We start from the raw sequence: 17723 nt of genomic DNA on the forward strand, positions 1-17723 counted from the left end.
AAAGCAGTATGTTTTCTGGAATTGTTGAAGAATTAGGGATCCTCAAAGCCTGTGGTGAGCGTGGCCTCACCATCTCCGCCTCGCTCGTCCTGGCGGATCTGGAGATCAAGGACAGCATAGCCGTCGACGGGACCTGCCTGACTGTAACCGAGATGGGACCCGATTGGTTCTACGTCGACACCATGCCCGAAACCCTGCGCCGCACGCGCCTGGGTTCGCTTAAGCCTGGGGATAAGGTCAACCTGGAGCGCTCGCTCCCTAATCAGGGCCGCATCGGCGGACACATGGTCCAGGGGCATATCGAGGCCACTGCACCCATCCTTAACGTCGCCCAGGATGGCATGGCCCTCCAGGTCGAGGTAGCCCTGCCCTCAGAACTACGCTCATATATCATCCCCAAGGGCTTTATCGCCCTAAATGGCGTCAGCCTGACCATCATCGACGTCCTGGCCGACCACTTTACCTTCGCCCTCATCCCCTACACTCAGGAGCACACCAACCTGGGCGAGGCGCGACCTGGCATGCTACTCAACATCGAAAGCGATATCATCGGACGCTACGTCGTTCAACACCTGCAACACTATGTAGGGCAAGAAGCAGCCATCCGTCAGTAAATATAATAGCTCGACGCTGCTGAAGCACGCGTTTACGTATAATGGCGCGATATGCCTCGTACCATTATATGTAGACGCGTGCTTCAGCAGCGTCGGTCCAGAGCACGAAACCAATATTTTCCCGTTATGTATACTGGCATTGAGAACAAAACTATTCAGGACTTTGCGCCATACAATCGCGCACTCGGTTAACCCTCAAAATCGGGTTAGGGAGTGTGGTGTGGGCGTCGCGTTCGCGACGCCCACACCACACTCCCTAACCCCGCGAAGCGCCGCAGGCGCTGAGAAGTCCAGAGAAGAAAGGATACATATCATGACTTCAAGGTCTGACTTTACAACCGAAGAATGGAAACTTATCTGTCACGCACCCCTGAGCGTTGGTGGCGCGGTCGCAGCCGCATCCCCCAGCGGATTGGTGGGTTCCATCAAAGAGGGCACGGCCATCGTCAATAGCATGCGCCAGGCGGCTGATCGCCATCGTGACAGCCAGCTCGTGCAAGACATTATGCCTAAAGGCATTGGTCGTGACCAGATCGAGAGCTGGACTAATACCGCGCGCAGTGCCCTCAGTCAGTCCAATGCTCAGCGCTTGAGAGATCAAAGCATTGAGGAGTGTCGCCAGGTATCTAGTATTCTGCAAACGAAGGGTACACCTCAAGAAGCGCAGTCCTTCAAGCTCTGGCTGCTAGAGGTCGGTCAGGATGTCGCCAATGCCGCAACCGAAAAGGGCAATGTCGCTGGCCAGAACATCAGCCCACAGGAGACCCAGGTCCTCCACGATGTAGCGAATGCTCTTAATATCCCCGAACGCTAAAAACTGGATACTTCACCCAAAGGGGGCGACTACCTTTGCGTAACCTCCCCCTTTTGCTTCTACCTTGCTTTCTCCTACATAATGGTCTAAGCTAATTTTAGCTGACTCCGTGTGCTAATTATTTGTGGTAGATGGTATGGGGCGCCAGGGTAGCCTATGGCTACCCTGGCGCCCCATACCATCTACCAGGCGAGCGCCGCAGGCGCGAGAAATAATGTAGGAGGCACTGCATGCAATATTTTAACGTAATGGACTACGAAGCCCCGGCCCAGGTGCGTATGAACGCCGCTCACTGGGACTACTACGCGGGCGGTAGCGGCGACGAGATCACGCTACACGCCAACCGCGCCATTTTTGACCATATTCGTTTACGGCCACGTATGCTCGTAGACGTTACCACCTGTGATACCTCGACAAGCGTGCTGGGCTGCCCCGTCTCTATGCCTATCCTGGTCGCCCCCACGGCTCAACACGGCTTTGCCCATCCCGAGGGCGAGTGCGAGACCGCTCGCGGCGTGGGCCAGGCAGGTACCTTGCTGACCGCCTCCTCAGTCTCCTCCCGCAGGCTAGAAGATGTGGCCGCAGCCGCCAGTGGGCCACTCTGGTTCCAACTGTATGTCTTTGACGACAACAATATCACGATCGACGTGGTCCAGCGAGCCGAGCAAGCTGGATATAAAGCCATCGTCCTGACCGTCGATGTCCCGCGCTTCGGCAACCGCGAGCGCGACCTGCGCAACGCCTTTCATCTGCCTGCATCGGCCAATTTCGATGTACCAGACGTCACCAAACTCAAGCCCTCGCTGACCTGGAGAGACCTGGCCTGGCTCAAATCGCTCACCTCGCTCCCCATCCTGGTCAAGGGCGTCCTGACAGCGGAAGACACCATTCTGGCCCTGGAGCATGGTGCCGATGGCATCGTCGTCTCAAATCACGGAGGGCGGCAACTGGACGGAGCCATTACCAGCCTGGAGGCGCTCCCCGAGGTAGTAGAGGCAAGCAGTGGACGCTGCGAGATCTATTTTGATGGCGGCATTCGCCGGGGTACCGATGTCATCAAGACTCTGGCGCTAGGTGCACACGCCGTCCTCGTTGGGCGTCCAGTTCTCTGGGGCCTGGCCGTCAATGGCCAGGAGGGCGTGCGCCACGTCCTGGAACTCCTCCGCAACGAGCTGGAGCTAGCGATGGCCCTCTGCGGCGCCCCAACCCTCAAACAGATCACACCCGCGCTCATTCGCCGTTAAGAAAGAATATTTCGCACCTTTTAACGCTTACTTAGCAAAACCTTAACATAGGAGCGATACAATCAAGACGCAGAGCATATAATATTGGCAATTTTAATTCAATCAACCTCTTATGGAAAAATCCGGAAAAGGAGTTGACGCTACCTGTATGAAGAAATCGCGTAAATTATTCGCTGTTCTAGGTGTTGTGGCACTTCTAGGCGTGCTCTTCGCGTCCTTCAATGTCGCACGTTCGGCGCTTGCCGCGCCGACCGATAACACCCCAGACTGGCAGTCAGGGCCAAAAACCCAGACGCCAATCAAACACGTTGTTGTTATCTTTCAGGAAAATGTCTCTTTTGACCACTATTTTGGCACCTATCCAAATGCCAAAAACAGCGCGGGCGAGCCAACATTCAAAGCGCTCCCAGGTACCCCCTCGGTCAATGGTCTCACTGATGCTCTGCTGACCAATAATCCAAACTCGGCTAATCCAACTCGCCTGGCCCGCTCTCAGGCCGTCACCTGCGACCAGGATCATGCCTACACCGACGAGCAGAAGGCCTATGATCATGGCCTGGTCGATAAGTTTGTAGAGTCCGCCAGCGGCGGCAGTTGCCCAGACAAGTCTATCGTGATGGACTACTATGATGGCAACACGGTCACGGGCCTCTGGAACTACGCTCAGAACTATGCCATGAACGACAACTCGTTCGGCACCACCTTTGGTCCCTCGACCCCTGGCGCGCTGAATCTGATCTCGGGCCAGACCCACGGCGCCACCCCTAGCACTCTCGCATCCCCTGGCCATCCCATGATCTCCAATGGCTCCGTACTCAACGACTTCGATCCTACCTATGACGATTGCTCTAACTCTACCAATGGTGCTCTAACGGGCAAAAACATTGGCGATCTGCTCAACAGCAAGAACGTCACCTGGGGCTGGTTCGAGGGTGGCTTCCGCCCAACGGCTACCACCAATGGTAAAGCCGTCTGCGGCTCGAACCACAAGAATATCGCTGGCTCAACCGTCACCGATTATATCCCTCACCATCAGCCCTTCCAGTACTACCAGTCGACCGCCAATCCCCATCACCTGGCGCCTAGCTCGGCGAAGATGATTGGTAAGACCGACCAGGCCAACCACCAGTATGATATGACCGACTTCTGGAGCTCCATCGGCGCTGGCAACATGCCTGCCGTCAGCTTCCTGAAGGCCCCTGCTTACCAGGACGGTCACGCTGGCTACTCCAACCCTCTGGATGAGCAGCACTTCCTGGTTGACACCATCAACCGCTTGCAGCGCAGCCGCGACTGGAACAGCACCGCTGTCGTGATCTCGTATGATGACTCCGATGGCTGGTACGACCATGTCATGCCTCCCGTCCTGATGCAGTCGAACGATCCTAACGATGCCCTGACCGGCACCGGTGCCTGTGGCACACCCAAGGCTGGCACCTACTCTGGCCGCTGCGGTTACGGTCCTCGCCTGCCCCTGATGGTCATCTCACCCTACGCCAAGCAGAACTATGTCGACCATGCCATCACCGATCAGAGCTCTGTCCTACGCTTCATCGAAGACAACTGGAACACGGGTCGCATCGGCGATCAGTCTTCCGATGCCATCGCTGGCAGCATGCAGAACATGTTCAACTTCTCCCACGGTGGAAACGATGATCACCGTCTGATCCTCGATCCCAACACCGGCGAACCCGTCAGGAATTAAGCCTTTAACCTAAAAAGCGGAGTGGCGCGGGACAATCCCGCGCCACTCCGCTTTTTAGGTTAAAGGTAACTACTTAGGAGGCCAGAGGCTCAACCTGGGTGATCAGGCGTACGCCGCGCCGGAACGTGATATAAGCCCAGGCCCACTGCATCAGGACCAGGATGCGGTTCTCGAAACCAATCAAGTAGTAGATGTGGATGAGCAGCCATAACACCCAGGCAGGAAAACCCCAGAGCTTGAGACGACCCATTTGCAAGACAGCAAAGCCGCGCCCAATGGTCGCCAGGTTACCCTTATCCACATAATGGAAGGGCTGCATAGCTCGACCAGCCACTCTGGCAGCGATGAGCCGCGCCACATACACTCCCTGCTGCATGGCAACTGGAGCCACACCCGGCAAGAGGCGACCTCGCCATGTACAGGCCGCGGTATCGCCAATCACAAAGACATTCTCTAAACCTGGCACGCTTAAATCTTCTGCTACAGGCACACGACCCGCGCCATCCGCCTCTACGTCCAGCCAGTTCGCGGCGGGCGAAGCCTGAACACCCGCCGTCCAGAACACCGTGCAGGCCTGGATACGCTCACCATTGGCAACGACACCCCGCTCATCAATTTGTGTCACAAAGGTCTTCGTACAAATCTCTACACCTAGACGGCGCAACTCGCGCTCGGCACGATGTGAGAGTTTCTCTGGAAAAGCGCTCAGCACCCACTCATGTGCCTCTATTAGGACGATACGCGCCAGCGAAGGGTCAATGTGGCGGAACTCCGACGTTAGCACCTTGCGCGCAACCTCGGCGATAGCTCCTGCCATCTCGACACCAGTCGGACCAGCGCCCACAATCACAAAGGTCAGAAGCTCTTTCTGTCGCTCAACATCGCGCTCCTGCTCAGCCGTCTCAAAGGCGTGTAAGAGCTTGTGGCGAATGGCACGCGCGTCCTCAATTGACTTTAAGCCAGGAGCCAACGGCTTCCATTCATCATGCTCAAAGTACTTCTCACGCGCCCCCGTTGCCACGACAAGGTAATCATACGGCACGCTCCGCTCACCAAGCAAAACACGCTTCTGGACTGTGTCGACACCTGTAACCTCAGCCATGATCACCTCAGCATTGCGCTGCCGCTTGAGCACATGCCGAATGGGAGAGCTGATCTCGCCAGGGGAGAGCGTCGCGGTCGCAACCTGGTAGAGGAGAGGTTGGAAGAGATGGTGATTTGTACGATCAATCACAGTCAGATGAACAGGAGCATTGCGCAGGTGCAGCGCAGCCTTAAGGCCTGCAAAGCCTGCGCCAATAATTACCACCCGGGGTAGAGGATCTTCCGCTGCGGGAATACCATCCATAGTTTGTACGCGAGGTATGTTTTTTGAGGCGTACATAGTATAAATCCTTTCAGCAACGCCATCGTTCCTCGCTCGGCTTCATTGCCCTTCATTTAAATCTTTTTTCTTCTATCTTTCTGCCTTTATTATAGCACTTTTAGCTGTGTTTTGCCCATAAAAGTTTCTTTGGGGGCGTCTGCCTTCACGCCTGTCCCTTGACCAATCCGTTGTTTTGACAGAACCATTGAGTACCTGTAAATTTTGGTAAAAGGCCGGAATCTACAGAATGCAAGGGATGGCGAGAAGTTTGGCAAGGATCCTAGCCCTGCCTCAAGTCATACCCCTCTGCTGCTTTTGACATTGATGCAGAGCGCTTCTGCGACTATTGTGACATACCAGAAGTAATCCAGCGTTGGAAGAGATCGAGTTTTTCTTGTGACCAAGCACCATCACACGGCATTGACCCGCTTTGCAGGCGGTGCAGAATGGCAGAGGCGTGTTTTTTGACATCCTCGTATGACCACAAGTCGAATGCCCATTTCATTGATTGTCGATCCTTTGGGCGAAATAGTGGCTGAATATGGGGTCACTAGATTACCGCGGGTAAAACATACGCTAAGGATCGAGAGCGAGAAAATATGCTCCGGTTGACTACGCTAAGCCGTTTAGCCAAGAGCAAGAGCCGCCTGGGTCTCTGCGCCAGACAGCCGTTCACTCCCCGTAGGCATTTTGTCGTAGCCCTTCGACGCGCATGGTCAACTGCTCCACCGTGGGTTGGCTGTAGATCCTCGTGGTGTCGAGAGATGTATGCCCCAGGAGCGTCGCAAGCCCGACGATGTCTCCAGGATGCTGAGTCAAATAATTGTGGGTGAAGGTGTGCCGCAGCGTGTGGGCGCTGGCCTGGGCTGGTATCAGCCCTCGTGTGGAGGCATCGCGCACCAGGATATCAATCATTTGCCGCATGGCCGAGGTGGTCAGCCTCCCACGCTTTTGGCTCTGCCAGAGCGGGAGGGGCGCCGCCTCACGTTTCCCGAGGGGCCAGGCCGCCGCCACGGCTTTGATGGTAGACTCGCACCCAAAGCGCGGGGCAAGGTACGCAGCGAGAGCCTGCCGCGCCGAGGCATTGAGCGGGACGGTCCGCGCTTTGTTTCCCTTTCCAGAGCGCACGATCACGCGCAGCCGGCAGTACAAAGCCCTGGAAGACTATCTGCTTCCCGATGCCGAGTGGCAACGACACCAACAGGAAGGGACCACCGAGATCACCATCGAGCGTGATTGGCCGACCTATCTCGCAGAACGCCAGGCAGAACTCAATACCCACCTGCGCACGGTGGAACAGCTTGTGGTGACTGGTGCGTTGCCCGATGTCTGCCTGGCCAAGGACAAACTGGTGATCACCCCCCTGTCCAAAGCTGTGCCCGGTGAAGTGGATGGACTGGCGCGGCAGGCGTATGACCTCCTCCCGCGGATCAAACTGCCTGATCTCCTGCTGGAAGTGGATGCCTGGGCACCGTTCTTGCGCCATTTTACGCACCTGCAAACCGGTGAGCTAGCCAAAGACCAGACCGCGCTACTCGCGGCGCTCCTGGGCGAAGCGCTCAACCTGGGACCGGCGAAGATGGCCGAGGCGTGCGTGGGAATGACGTTTGCTCGGATCAGTTGGGTCGAGGACTGGTGTATGCGTGATGAAACCTACACCAAAGCCTTGGCGGAAATCGTGAACTTTCAGCACCAGCATCCCTTCGCGGCGTATTGGGGCGATGGGACGACGTCTTCCTCCGATGGACAACGCTTTCCAGTGAGTGGCAGACGCACCCCTGGTGCCACCGTGAACCTGCGCTATGGAACCGAGCCTGGGGTCAGTTTTTATACCCATCTGTCAGATCAATACGGCCCCTATCGGGTGAAAGTCATTAGCGCCACCGCTCGCGATGCGCCTCATATGGTGGATGGGCTGCTCTATCACGAAACCGATCTGGCCATCCGCGAACATTACACAGACACCTGGGGTTATACGGACCAGGTTTTTGGAATCATGCGCCTCCTGGGCTTCGAGTTTGCGCCACGCATTCGGGATCTGGGTGGGAAACTGATCTTCACCTTTAACAAACCGGAGTGCTATCCGACTCTGCAACCGCTCTTGAGCGGCACGATCAATGTGAAGCAGATTGAAGCCCATTGGGACGATCTGCTGCGCCTCACCAGTTCCCTGCGCAAGGGAACGGTCACCGCCTCCCTGATCCTGAACAAACTGGCGTCCTACCCACGACAAAATGGGCTGGCATGGGCACTGCGCGAGTTCGGGCGGATCGAGCGCAGTATCTTCGCCTTGAAATGGGTTCAGAGCCCGCCGCTACGCCGACGTGTGCAGGTGGGACTCAACAAAGGGGAAGCGCGCAACGCCCTCGCACGCGCGGTGTGTCACCACCAACTGGGAGAGATCCGCGATCGATCCTATCAGGATCAACAATATCGCGCCAGCGGTCTCAATTTAGTAGTCGCGGCGATTATCTTGTGGAATACTGTGTATCTCGCCGCCGCCGTGGAGCAGTTGAAGCGCGACGGAGTCATCATCAGCGACGATCATCTTCAGCATCTCTCCCCGCTCGGATGGGAACACATTAATCTCACCGGAGACTTTCAGTGGAATCCCAGACAGATTCCCCCGAGCGGACAGCTCCGCCCTCTCCGGGTGAATGGGCAGCGGTAACTCATTCGTTCTTAGCGTATGTTTTACCCGCGGTAATCTAGTGACCCCAATATGCTCTGAGAAATGCACTGGTTCATCGGCTGCGGGAAGGGCGACGCTCTCTTGCTCTACGAGCTGCTCGGCCAAGGCGGAGACTCTAATAGTTGATCAAAGCATAACCATCTATTGCAATGATTATCCTTCTCACTTTAACCTACGCCTGTTTACCAAACAGCGGACTAGGCGGGAGGATGCACTACGAGCATCCTATGCACCTCTCTCTACTGAGAGATGCTCACTCGTGAGATGATTCCAGGAACATCTCTGGGGGATCCCAGAAGCTCAACTGGACGGGAGGCCCGGCATCCTGGATCCTCTGCTGATTCTGCTGTTTCCACGCTTCATGCCGCGTCATGAGGAGCGCCTTGACCTCCGAGGTCGAGCGACATGCCGCCAGTTTCCGATCCCCCCAGCGTCCCGCGAGCGTCTGTGCGGCTTTGCGGTCGGCCTGGTCTGCGTAACCACAGACCAGGCACTTGAAGGTTTTCTGGTTCGGCCGATTAGCGCGATCGACATAATGGCAGCGGGGGCATTCCTGAGAGGAATAGGCGGCTCGGACCGTGTGGGCTGCCATGCCCTGTTTGGCGGCGGCCCAGGCCAGCTGCTCTGGGATATGCCCCAGGTGAGAAGCATACAGATAACTGTTCATCACCCTTGCTTTGAAGCGCATCGAGGCCACATTGAGGTCCTCATAAATGAGTCTGGCATCTCGATGATCTTTGACCAACTCATTGACCGCCCGGTTGATCTCTTGCTTGACGTGACGGCTCAAGCGTTGCGACGTTTCAGAACTTGTCGAAGGAAGCTTGCCCTTTGGGACGCCTTTCTTTTCCAGACAGGCTCGCAGTTTCGCCTTGCGGCGACGCTTTTCCCGATCGTGCTTGTGCTGTCGGGCCATCTTGCCATGAAAACTGCCATACGCTTTATTGGTGGAGGTCGTGAGGAAATGGGCAATGCCCACATCGACGCCTACTGTAGGGGCGTCAGGCTTGGTTTGAAGAGGAACGTCCTCCTCAAAGGAGAGCGTCAGCCACCAGACTCCATTGCGCTTGTGAAGCGTTGTGGATGCATTGAGCGTGCGGCCTTCGAGTGCTCGTTTGTGATAGGAGGCGAGTTTGACTGGGACTCGAAGCGGATTCCCGACATCTAAGGTGGACACGCGCAGCCAGTAGTCGAACGTGGAGTCCTCCGACTTCTCGAGCACCACCACGTTGACATTGGCTTGGATGACTGGCACACGCAGCACAGGGAGATCCCATTCGGTCCAGGTCGGTTCGCGGCGTTTGAAGGCGGACATCCGGCCTTCCGCCTGAGCTTTGGCCTGAGCATAATCAGCCACATCTTCCAGGTACGCCTGATAGGCGTTCGCTCGATTCGTGCGAACGCTTTTGGCAATGCCTGCGGCTTGCTGTATTGCCACTCGATGCAAGCGGTCGGAAAGATCGGTTTTGAAGACGGTTTCTTGGTACTTGTCCGGGCTTGTCTCGGCCTCGCAAAACAGGGTGGTGTACTGTTGGCACAGCGGCAAGTAAACCGCCACAAGCTGATCGAGCGCCTCAAGTTTGCCAGGATTGGCCTCAATGAGACGGATATGGGTCACCGCTCGAGTGATGGTCTGCTTCGTCTTCTTTTTGCGCTTGCGCTTTTTTTTCTCATCAAGCGAGGCTTTTTGGGGCTTCTTGCTCACAGGCGGGTCCATTCTGCTGCAAAGCCGCTAGCACTTGTTCCGTCTTGCGTTTGGCTTGTCTGCGACCATAAAGACGAGCGCAAAACGAGGGAATGATGCTGATAAAATCGCCCATGAGATCATCGTCGGCGGTATCAGCGGTGTTGACGATGACCAGTTTCCGTCCTTGCATAGCCAACAAGGTCTGAATATAGGCCACGCCAAAGCGAGAAGCGCGATCTTTGTGTTCAACCACGATCTGCCCGATTTTGGGATCTGCCAGCAGCGCCAGAAACTTGGGCCGCTGATCGTTGATGCCACTGCCGCACTCTTTGACGACTTTGCTGACCGACCAGCCTTGGGCATTGCACCAGGTCACCAGCCGCTCGGCTTGCCTTTCCAGGTTGTCTTTGTTTTCGCTGCTTGAAACACGAGCATACACAGCGACGGCGTGGACCGGAACCGAGCGAAGCTCTGGCGGATCAATGATCACGGTGCCGGTGGGCAATTGATAGCCGGGAATCTGGCCGCGTTTCCACATACGCCAGGCGCTGTTATAACTGATCCCAATCTTCTTGGCATAACTCGATAACTTCATACATCCAAGTATACTCTATCTGCTTGAGATATGCAAGAGATGATGATACTTTGTGATGGTTGCTTATACAAAATGTATACCTGGAGGGCCTGCTGTGCCCCAGTCCCAGCGGGGTACGGGCATGTGAAGCGGAGGATGTGCGCCTGGGGTCGAGTTTTCTACGGCCAGCCGTGATCCCCACTCAATGTAGGAGACAAAGGCTGAGCGGAACTCCGGATCGGTTGGCAAACCGGCCTCATCGGCAGCTTGGCAGATCAAGTAGGCCCAGCGAGCCCTCTGAGCCTCAGTGAGTCCCTTCCCTATATGCTGGGAGACCATACGCGGGTAGCCACCATAGTGTTCAGTGTAGGTCTTTGGCCCTCCAAAAACTTCGCCGAGCCAGGCAGCTACACGTTCAGGGTGATCTGGTGCCATGTCTGCGAAAAGGGGAGCCAGGAGCGCATCTTGCGGTACATACTTCTCGTAAAAAATGCGCGTCATACGCGTTAAAGCTGGCAGCCCACCGGCCCACTCTAACAGGGTTGGTTCTTGTTTTTCTGTCAAACTTTTGTATCCTTCTAGTATCAGAATGGGAGCAAAACAAGCGAATAGGCTTGTTTAATTTCTTGCATATTATAAGTTGTTTACACTGGCTTGTCGCTGTCTATTTCTCCTGGATAGGACCTGACAATTTTGACAGGTAGTTGTTTCCTGATGGGTAAAGGCAGATTTCTAACGAACGGAGCGGAAGACAACACGAAAACTTTCATGTTGTCTTCCGCTCCGTTCGTACTCAAGATTCTATGAGAGGGTTGTCATCTATTGCTCCTCAAGCGTGAGTTTGACAGGAATATTGCCGCGCGTGGCGTTGGAATAGGGGCAGACCTGATGGGCAAGTTCAAGGAGTTTCTCGCCGGTGGCTGCATCTACTCCAGGGAGAGAGACACGCAGTTCGACTTCGAGTCCAAACCCACCCTGCCCGTTCGGCCCGATGCCCACTCGGGAAGTGATGGAAGATTGACTTGCATCCACCTTTTCACGTTGTGCAACTCGCATTAGAGCCGACTGGAAGCAGGCTGCGTAGCCGACGGCAAAGAGTTGTTCGGGATTCGTGCCTTCACCTGACCCTCCCATCTCTTTTGGCGGGCTTAACTTCACGACCAGGTTGCCATCTGAAGAGCGGGCCTCTCCCTCTCGTCCACCGTGTACTGTTGCTTCAGCTGTATAGAGAACTTTCATCTGTTGGCCGTTTTCCTTGTATAAAGTGTGTGATGTACCTATGTAGCAAGAGCCGGTAAGATGATGCTGCTTTCTGACAGGTGTGATTCTTTTTCTCACTAGTCGTAAACAGCTTCCATCCTCCTTGTGGTAACACCTGCACCTGGCCAGTTATTCCAGGGGTCAGCAACAAAGGGTGATACACTGTCTCTAAATTCATCTATCCGAAGGAGCCTGACTATGCTGACCCTCTCGCAAATAATTTATGGTGTGATAAACGTTTCCAAGGAATCATACCGGATATTGACAAATGGAGACGTCTCTGGTAGAGTTTTGTTAGAAAGAATGTTCTTGTATGAAACGCCAAGAGAGGTTCACCGACACGAAGGACGTGTTGTTGGAAAAGGAGGAGGCACCAGGTGCAGTTGGTCGAACGACATCTCATTCGTCATCAGGATGCACGCTTTGCCATCATTGATCGGGCAGCTTTTGCCTCCAAGAACCTCTATAATCAGGCCAATTACCACGTCCGGCAAGCCTTCATTCACGAGGGAACCTATCTGCCCTACGCTGCCATCTTCCATCGCTTGAAACAGCATGAGGCCTATTGTGCCCTCCCTCGCAAAGTCAGTAATGCCATCCTCATTCAGCTCCACCACAACTGGGTCAGCTTTTTTGCGCGTGATGGAGGCCTATCGCGAAGATCCCTCCGCCTTCACAGGACGCCCCAAGATCCCTGGCTATCAAGACAAGACCAAGGGCCGCTTCATGCTCATCTACGAGAAAAAAGCCCTGGGCAAGAGGGTATTCAAGCGCACGGGCAAGCTGATCCCATCAGGATTGCCCATCGAGATCGCGACCCAGATCACCTGGGAAGCCATCCGGCAGGTTCGCATCGTTCCACGCGCTGATGGCTACATGGTGGAGGTCGTCTATGAGCAGGAGCTCCAACCGGCTGCGGTCAACCCACAGCTTCGGGCAGCCGTGGATGTGGGCGTCAATGTGCTCGCAGCCATCACCAGCGACAAGCCCGGCTTGGTGCCTCGCCTGGTGAGTGGCAAACCCCTCAAAAGCCTCAATCAGTGCTACGTGCGATCCGTTCAGCCGAAACTTGCTGGATAAGTAAGGGGAAGGCTGGCAAGACATTGATCAATGTCTTGATAACTGATTATCTGACGTGAGGTGCAATTCCTCACCTGTGAAGTGAGCACGGAAAGACGATGCCCTACGGTAGCGACTGGTCCTCAATCCGTAAAGCGGGTATCCAGGAGAGGAAACTGCTAGTCTGAAGCAGACCCATCTCCGAGTCAGGCGGCTATGGTTAGCAGTTCATTCAACAGAATGAATAACGCGAATGTGCAACGGAACCATCGTTAGGTTGAACAAGTCAAACAGGCTGATAGACTTGACCAAAAGGTAAGGTACCAATCTGCGAAACAATGGAGAAAGTGAAAGGGTAGTGTAGTGATACCCTGCCTCACTCACTAGCGTACCCGGTGGATAGCACAAACCTACGGCAGCGCAAAACAGATAATCGGAACGGAGTAACTCGAAGGTACGCTCTCATTGGAGGTCGATACGATGAGCAGGAAACCATCCGCAAGCTGCCTCCGAGAAGGATTGCCTAAAAAGCCAATGCCTGGGGTAATGCCCAGGATATGCTGACGTAGGCACGGTAACATGGAATGAAGAGAAACGAGTAGTATGGTGAAAACGAAGGCACCCAAGATCAAGCTACCACCTGACCCTGAGAGTGAAAGTTGGAACAAGCTGCCCTGGCGCAAGCTTGAGCAGCATGTTTACCGCCTACAAAAGCGCATCTTCAAAGCCGAGAGCCGTGGCAACACAAGAGCAGTCCACAAACTACAGAAACTTCTGATGAAATCCAGAGCGACAAGGCTTTTAGCGGTTCGACGAGTGACCCAAGACAACCAGGGAAAACGCACAGCAGGCATTGACGGAGTAAAATCAGTCAAACCGGCCCAGCGTTTCACTCTGGCTGAACAAATCCACCCCAAGCAATGGTCTCAATACAAACCCCAACCAGTGCGAAGGATCTATATTCCCAAGCCTGGAAAGGATGAGAAAAGACCCTTGGGGATTCCCATCATGCGAGATCGCTCGCACCAGTGCCTCGTAAAGTTCGCTTTAGAGCCACAATGGGAAGCCAAATTTGAACCCAATAGCTTTGGTTTCCGCCCTGGACGTTCCTGTCATGATGCAATTCAAACCATTCACACCAATATCTGCACACAGGCAAAGTATGTCCTGGATGCCGATATTAAAGGAGCATTTGATCATATTGATCATCAGGCACTTCTCGCCAAACTCGACACCTATCCCGCAGTAAGGCTGCTTGTGAAAGCTTGGCTCAAAGCGGGAATCATTGATAATGGCATATTTGACGAGACCCGGAAAGGAACCCCGCAGGGGGGAGTCATCTCACCATTACTTATGAATATCGCGCTTCATGGTATGGAAACGGACTTGATAGCGGCCTACCGGTGGAAGGAGGGACGACCCAAATTTGTCCGCTACGCCGATGATCTGGTGGTTTTCCATCCCAAGCTCGAAGGCGTCGAAAAAGCAAAAGAAATCCTTTCGGAATGGTTACAGCGCATTGGACTAGAACTCAAGCCGAGCAAGACACGGATCATGCACACCTTGATGGAATATCAGGGAAAAACGGGATTTGATTTCCTTGGTTTCACCATACGCCAGTATCCGATGGGGAAAACACACACCGGAAAGCGGCCTAATGGTCAACCACTTGGCTTCAAGACACTCATCAGACCCAGTAAGGAAGCGATTGCGCACCATGTGAAAGAAACGCATCGTCTGGTAGCAGAGCACCGGAGCATGAAACAGGAAAAGCTCATTAAAGAGTTGAACCCGGTCATTTACGGATGGGCAAACTACTACCGAAGCATCTGTGCAAGAAGGGCATTCAAGCACTGCGACATGGTACTTTTTCGACAACTGGAAAGATGGGCGAATCGCAGGCACCCAAACAAAAATCGACACTGGATTATGCAAAAGTATTGGAAAGTGGATGAAGGAAAGGGATGGATCTTCCGAACCCCCGACCTACAACTACGAAACCACCAACAAACATACATCCGGCGTCATGTAAAAGTGAAAGGAACTGCCAGCCCATATGACGGAAATCTTCTTTACTGGAGCCAGCGACTCAAGAAACACCCGCTTCTTAACGGAGTTAAAGCAAAACTTTTACAGAAGCAAGAGGGAAAATGCCGTTGGTGTGGACTGTACTTCAAAGATGAAGACCTCATAGAGATCGATCACATTACCCCGAAAAGTGAAGGAGGCGGAGAGGAATTGAGCAACAAGTTCGCTCTCCATCGTCATTGCCACGACGAGCGCCACTCGAAAAAGGCCAACGGTACCTACGACAAAGGCCATGTTACTGAGGAGCCGTGTGACGGGAAACTGTCAAGCACGGTTTTGAAGACGAGTAGGAGTGGTGACACTCATGCTTAGTTTTAACAACAAAGAGCGCGCCAAGCAGCAGCAACGCCTCGCGCATGAGAACCGATACACCTCGCGCCAGTTGGATCGTGTGACGACGAAGCGCAATCGCCGTGTGGATGCCTATCTGCACACGGCCAGCCGTCGGATCATTGATCTGCTGGTCAGCGAAGGCATCGGGACGTTGGTGATTGGCAAGAATCCCTTGTGGAAACAAGAGGTGAGTATGGGACGCAGGAACAACCAGCAGTTTGTGCAGCTTCCCCATGCTCGTTTCATTGAGCAGTTGACCTACAAAGCGCACCTGGTTGGGATCAGGGTCATCCTTCAAGAAGAAAGCTACACCAGCAAGGCCAGTTTTCTGGACGGTGACCCCATCCCAACGTATGAAGCCAACACGGCTGAGAAGCCAGTGTTTTCAGGCAAGCGTGTGGCTCGCAGTTGGTATCGTGCCAGGGATGGACGCCTCATTCATGCCGATATCAACGGATCCTACAACATCTTACGCAAAAGTAGCTCCGACCCTTTGCAAGTGGGGCGAGGAGTAGCGGGAGCCGCAGTTCTCCCGAGACGGCTGGCCGTCTGAACGGATGGCTTCTAGGCATATTCGTCATCATTTTAAGATACTGTACAGGATCTAGACGCGGCAACAAGGCAGATAGAAGCACGAGGCTTCACTGTGCTCGATGGCGGGCGTCATCCCGGTTTGGGAACAGCAAACCGTATTGTTCCTCTAGGTGACGCCTATTTTGAGATCCTGGGTATTGTGGACAGAGAAGAAGCCCTGCGCAATCCATACGGGTCAGCATCATTGCAACAAATTCAGCAAGGGAATCGGCTGGTGCGCTGGTCCTTGCGTACAGATACCCTAGTATTACAACGAGACTTTTTAGGGTATACTGAAAGGAAGTTTGTTCCTGGAGGTGAAATCCGATGTCTTTTATGCTCGATGTCACCGCCGATCAGCCGCTTCTTACGGGCCAATTGGCGGTGCAGGAATGGACTCCGGAAGAGGTAGCTTCTCTGGCCGAAGTGCTGGTGGCTTACCACCAGCACTTCGCTCCGTTGTTCTACCGACGTGAGCAGCGCGAGTGGGCGGCGCTGTACTTGCGCGGGCTGCTCACCACGAATGTTCCCCGGAAGAATGTCGAAGCGATGGCCCTGCGCCTGTTAGGGGTGGGGCCACATGCGGAACGGCACGTGCGCGCGCTCCAACAATTCATTGGAGAGGGCAAGTGGGACGATGACGCGCTGTTGGCCGAACACCAGCGCTTGGTGAACGAGACGCTCGGCGAAGCGGATGGGGTGCTCATCGTGGATGGCTCGGACTTTCCCAAACATGGGGATCACTCAGCAGGCGTGGCGCCTCAATGGTGCGGGCACACCGGCAAAAAGGACAATTGCCAGGCCGGCGTCTTTGTAGGCTATGCCAGTCGCAAGGGAGCCACCTTACTTGACCGGCGTCTCTACCTGCCGGAACCCTGGTTCGCTGAGGACCACCAAACGCGGTGGCAGGACTGCCAGATTCCCGATGAGATCACCTTTCAAACGAAGCATGAGTTAGCGGCGCAGCTGGTCGAGGGCATCAGGGCTTCGGGTCGTCTCCAAGCCCAGTGGGTCGCCTGTGACGAAGGGTACGGCGACTCCCCTGCTTTCCTGCAACGGCTGGATGCGGTGGGCTTGTGGTATCTGGCCGAGATCCCGCGAGACACCAAGGTCTGGCCGCTCCTGGAAACGGACGGGCAAACGAAGCGAGCGCTTCCGAGCAGTTGGGTTCGGCCTCAGGTCTCTTCACGCAAAGGACCTGCTCCCCGACGCGCCCGCCTGCATCCCGACTCCCCCGCCAAAGTGACCGTGGAGGAACTGGCCAAACAGTGGCCCGCCTCGCGCTGGCAACGGTTTAGATTGCTAGAGGGACACAAAGGCCCGCTGGTTGCCGATTTTCTCGTCCTTCGCGCTATCCTGCCGCTTGATCGCCTGCCAGGCCCAGAAATCTGGGTCGTGATCCGGCGCAAAGTGAGCGGTTCGGCAGAGGAGCCGGAATGGAAATTTTATCTGAGCAATGCTCCTCCAGAGACGCCGCTTGCCACGTTTGTGCGCGTGAGTGGGATGCGCTGGCCCATCGAGACCTGTTTTGCCGAATGCAAGGGGGAACTGGGCATGGACCACTACGAGCTGCGATTCTGGCGCGGGTGGCACCATCACATGACCATGGTCATTCTCGCCCATCATTTCCTGGTTCGGTGGCAACAACACCTGAACCAGAGAGAGGGGGATCCTGCGCCCGGCGACTACGCGTCCCTTGCCCACCCCAGATGAG

Annotated in this window: 16 protein-coding genes and 1 pseudogene; 10 read left to right on the top strand and 7 right to left on the bottom strand. The window is 55.0% G+C overall.

Annotation, left to right across the window (positions count from 1 at the left end):
* Positions 1-8: 8 nt before the first annotated feature.
* From KRAC_RS44990 to KRAC_RS45005, 4 genes are all read left to right on the top strand, one after another.
* Complete coding sequence (locus KRAC_RS44990) at positions 9-614, top strand: riboflavin synthase (RefSeq protein ID WP_007918808.1); 606 nt, start codon at positions 9-11, stop codon at positions 612-614.
* 313 nt (positions 615-927) lie between these two features.
* Positions 928-1428 (top strand): hypothetical protein, encoded by a 501-nt coding sequence (locus KRAC_RS44995; protein ID WP_007918810.1) that lies wholly within the window; start codon positions 928-930, stop codon positions 1426-1428.
* Between the two features lie 230 nt (positions 1429-1658).
* Complete coding sequence (locus KRAC_RS45000) at positions 1659-2672, top strand: alpha-hydroxy acid oxidase (protein ID WP_007918812.1); 1014 nt, start codon at positions 1659-1661, stop codon at positions 2670-2672.
* 148 nt (positions 2673-2820) lie between these two features.
* Positions 2821-4377, top strand: a complete 1557-nt coding sequence (locus tag KRAC_RS45005; RefSeq protein WP_007918814.1) for an alkaline phosphatase family protein — start codon at positions 2821-2823, stop codon at positions 4375-4377.
* Between the two features lie 73 nt (positions 4378-4450).
* On the opposite strand, the gene KRAC_RS45010 is transcribed toward KRAC_RS45005, so the two are convergent.
* Together KRAC_RS45010 and KRAC_RS67750 are read right to left on the bottom strand one after the other, a co-directional pair.
* Complete coding sequence (locus tag KRAC_RS45010) at positions 4451-5761, bottom strand: NAD(P)/FAD-dependent oxidoreductase (protein ID WP_007918815.1); 1311 nt, start codon at positions 5759-5761, stop codon at positions 4451-4453.
* Between the two features lie 654 nt (positions 5762-6415).
* Positions 6416-6877: a tyrosine-type recombinase/integrase gene (locus tag KRAC_RS67750; RefSeq protein ID WP_169461028.1), complete on the bottom strand. Its 462-nt coding sequence runs from the start codon at positions 6875-6877 to the stop codon at positions 6416-6418.
* On the opposite strand from KRAC_RS67750, the gene KRAC_RS45020 reads away from it, so the two are divergent.
* Positions 6849-8414, top strand: coding sequence for a Tn3 family transposase (locus KRAC_RS45020; RefSeq protein WP_075164623.1), 1566 nt, complete (start codon positions 6849-6851; stop codon positions 8412-8414). The genes KRAC_RS67750 and KRAC_RS45020 overlap by 29 nt on opposite strands.
* A gap of 274 nt (positions 8415-8688) precedes the next feature.
* Here the strand turns inward: KRAC_RS45020 and KRAC_RS45025 are convergent, their stop codons facing one another.
* The 5 genes from KRAC_RS45025 to KRAC_RS77225 form a co-directional block, all read right to left on the bottom strand.
* A complete protein-coding gene (locus tag KRAC_RS45025; protein WP_040447175.1) occupies positions 8689-10140 on the bottom strand; it encodes an RNA-guided endonuclease InsQ/TnpB family protein in 1452 nt (483 codons plus the stop codon).
* The gene (locus tag KRAC_RS45030; protein WP_007918819.1) at positions 10109-10717 is read right to left on the bottom strand and encodes an IS607 family transposase; all 609 of its coding nucleotides are present in this window, start codon (positions 10715-10717) and stop codon (positions 10109-10111) included. The genes KRAC_RS45025 and KRAC_RS45030 overlap by 32 nt, the downstream gene beginning before the upstream one ends.
* A 63-nt stretch (positions 10718-10780) precedes the next feature.
* Positions 10781-11260 (bottom strand): group II truncated hemoglobin, encoded by a 480-nt coding sequence (locus KRAC_RS45035; RefSeq protein ID WP_007918820.1) that lies wholly within the window; start codon positions 11258-11260, stop codon positions 10781-10783.
* A 255-nt stretch (positions 11261-11515) separates the two neighbouring features.
* Positions 11516-11935, bottom strand: a complete 420-nt coding sequence (locus KRAC_RS45040; RefSeq protein ID WP_007918822.1) for an organic hydroperoxide resistance protein — start codon at positions 11933-11935, stop codon at positions 11516-11518.
* Positions 11936-12288: 353 nt separating this feature from the next.
* On the bottom strand, positions 12289-12513 hold the full coding sequence (locus KRAC_RS77225; protein ID WP_244422514.1) for a hypothetical protein: 225 nt from the start codon (positions 12511-12513) through the stop codon (positions 12289-12291).
* Between the two features lie 10 nt (positions 12514-12523).
* Between KRAC_RS77225 and KRAC_RS67755 the strand changes: the two genes are divergently transcribed.
* The 5 genes and pseudogenes from KRAC_RS67755 (at position 12524) to KRAC_RS45065 (ending at position 17722) form a co-directional block, all read left to right on the top strand.
* Positions 12524-13036 (top strand): hypothetical protein, encoded by a 513-nt coding sequence (locus KRAC_RS67755; RefSeq protein ID WP_244422515.1) that lies wholly within the window; start codon positions 12524-12526, stop codon positions 13034-13036.
* Positions 13037-13618: 582 nt separating this feature from the next.
* A complete protein-coding gene (ltrA, locus tag KRAC_RS45055; protein ID WP_007903864.1) occupies positions 13619-15415 on the top strand; it encodes a group II intron reverse transcriptase/maturase in 1797 nt (598 codons plus the stop codon).
* Positions 15408-15989, top strand: coding sequence for an RNA-guided endonuclease TnpB family protein (locus KRAC_RS45060; RefSeq protein WP_052568233.1), 582 nt, complete (start codon positions 15408-15410; stop codon positions 15987-15989). Before ltrA ends, KRAC_RS45060 begins: the two co-directional genes overlap by 8 nt.
* A gap of 54 nt (positions 15990-16043) precedes the next feature.
* A pseudogene (locus KRAC_RS80265) lies at positions 16044-16421 on the top strand (VOC family protein); the annotation flags it as partial.
* Positions 16337-17722 (top strand): IS701 family transposase, encoded by a 1386-nt coding sequence (locus KRAC_RS45065; RefSeq protein ID WP_007918830.1) that lies wholly within the window; start codon positions 16337-16339, stop codon positions 17720-17722. The pseudogene KRAC_RS80265 and the gene KRAC_RS45065, both read left to right, overlap by 85 nt.
* Position 17723: the final 1 nt, after the last annotated feature.

Origin of the sequence: Ktedonobacter racemifer DSM 44963, assembly GCF_000178855.1 — a bacterium.
Lineage (GTDB): Bacteria > Chloroflexota > Ktedonobacteria > Ktedonobacterales > Ktedonobacteraceae > Ktedonobacter > Ktedonobacter racemifer.

What these genes read in the sequence shown, in the direction of transcription:
- KRAC_RS45060 (WP_052568233.1), top strand. Translation starts at nt 15,408, where the DNA reads ATGCTTAGTTTTAACAACAAAGAGCGCGCCAAGCAGCAGCAACGCCTC.
- KRAC_RS45000 (WP_007918812.1), top strand. Translation starts at nt 1,659, where the DNA reads ATGCAATATTTTAACGTAATGGACTACGAAGCCCCGGCCCAGGTGCGT.
- KRAC_RS44990 (WP_007918808.1), top strand. Translation starts at nt 9, where the DNA reads ATGTTTTCTGGAATTGTTGAAGAATTAGGGATCCTCAAAGCCTGTGGT.
- KRAC_RS44995 (WP_007918810.1), top strand. Translation starts at nt 928, where the DNA reads ATGACTTCAAGGTCTGACTTTACAACCGAAGAATGGAAACTTATCTGT.
- KRAC_RS45040 (WP_007918822.1), bottom strand. Translation starts at nt 11,935, where the DNA reads ATGAAAGTTCTCTATACAGCTGAAGCAACAGTACACGGTGGACGAGAG.
- ltrA (WP_007903864.1), top strand. Translation starts at nt 13,619, where the DNA reads ATGGTGAAAACGAAGGCACCCAAGATCAAGCTACCACCTGACCCTGAG.
- KRAC_RS77225 (WP_244422514.1), bottom strand. Translation starts at nt 12,513, where the DNA reads ATGCTGTTTCAAGCGATGGAAGATGGCAGCGTAGGGCAGATAGGTTCC.
- KRAC_RS45065 (WP_007918830.1), top strand. Translation starts at nt 16,337, where the DNA reads ATGTCTTTTATGCTCGATGTCACCGCCGATCAGCCGCTTCTTACGGGC.
- KRAC_RS45005 (WP_007918814.1), top strand. Translation starts at nt 2,821, where the DNA reads ATGAAGAAATCGCGTAAATTATTCGCTGTTCTAGGTGTTGTGGCACTT.
- KRAC_RS45010 (WP_007918815.1), bottom strand. Translation starts at nt 5,761, where the DNA reads ATGTACGCCTCAAAAAACATACCTCGCGTACAAACTATGGATGGTATT.
- KRAC_RS45030 (WP_007918819.1), bottom strand. Translation starts at nt 10,717, where the DNA reads ATGAAGTTATCGAGTTATGCCAAGAAGATTGGGATCAGTTATAACAGC.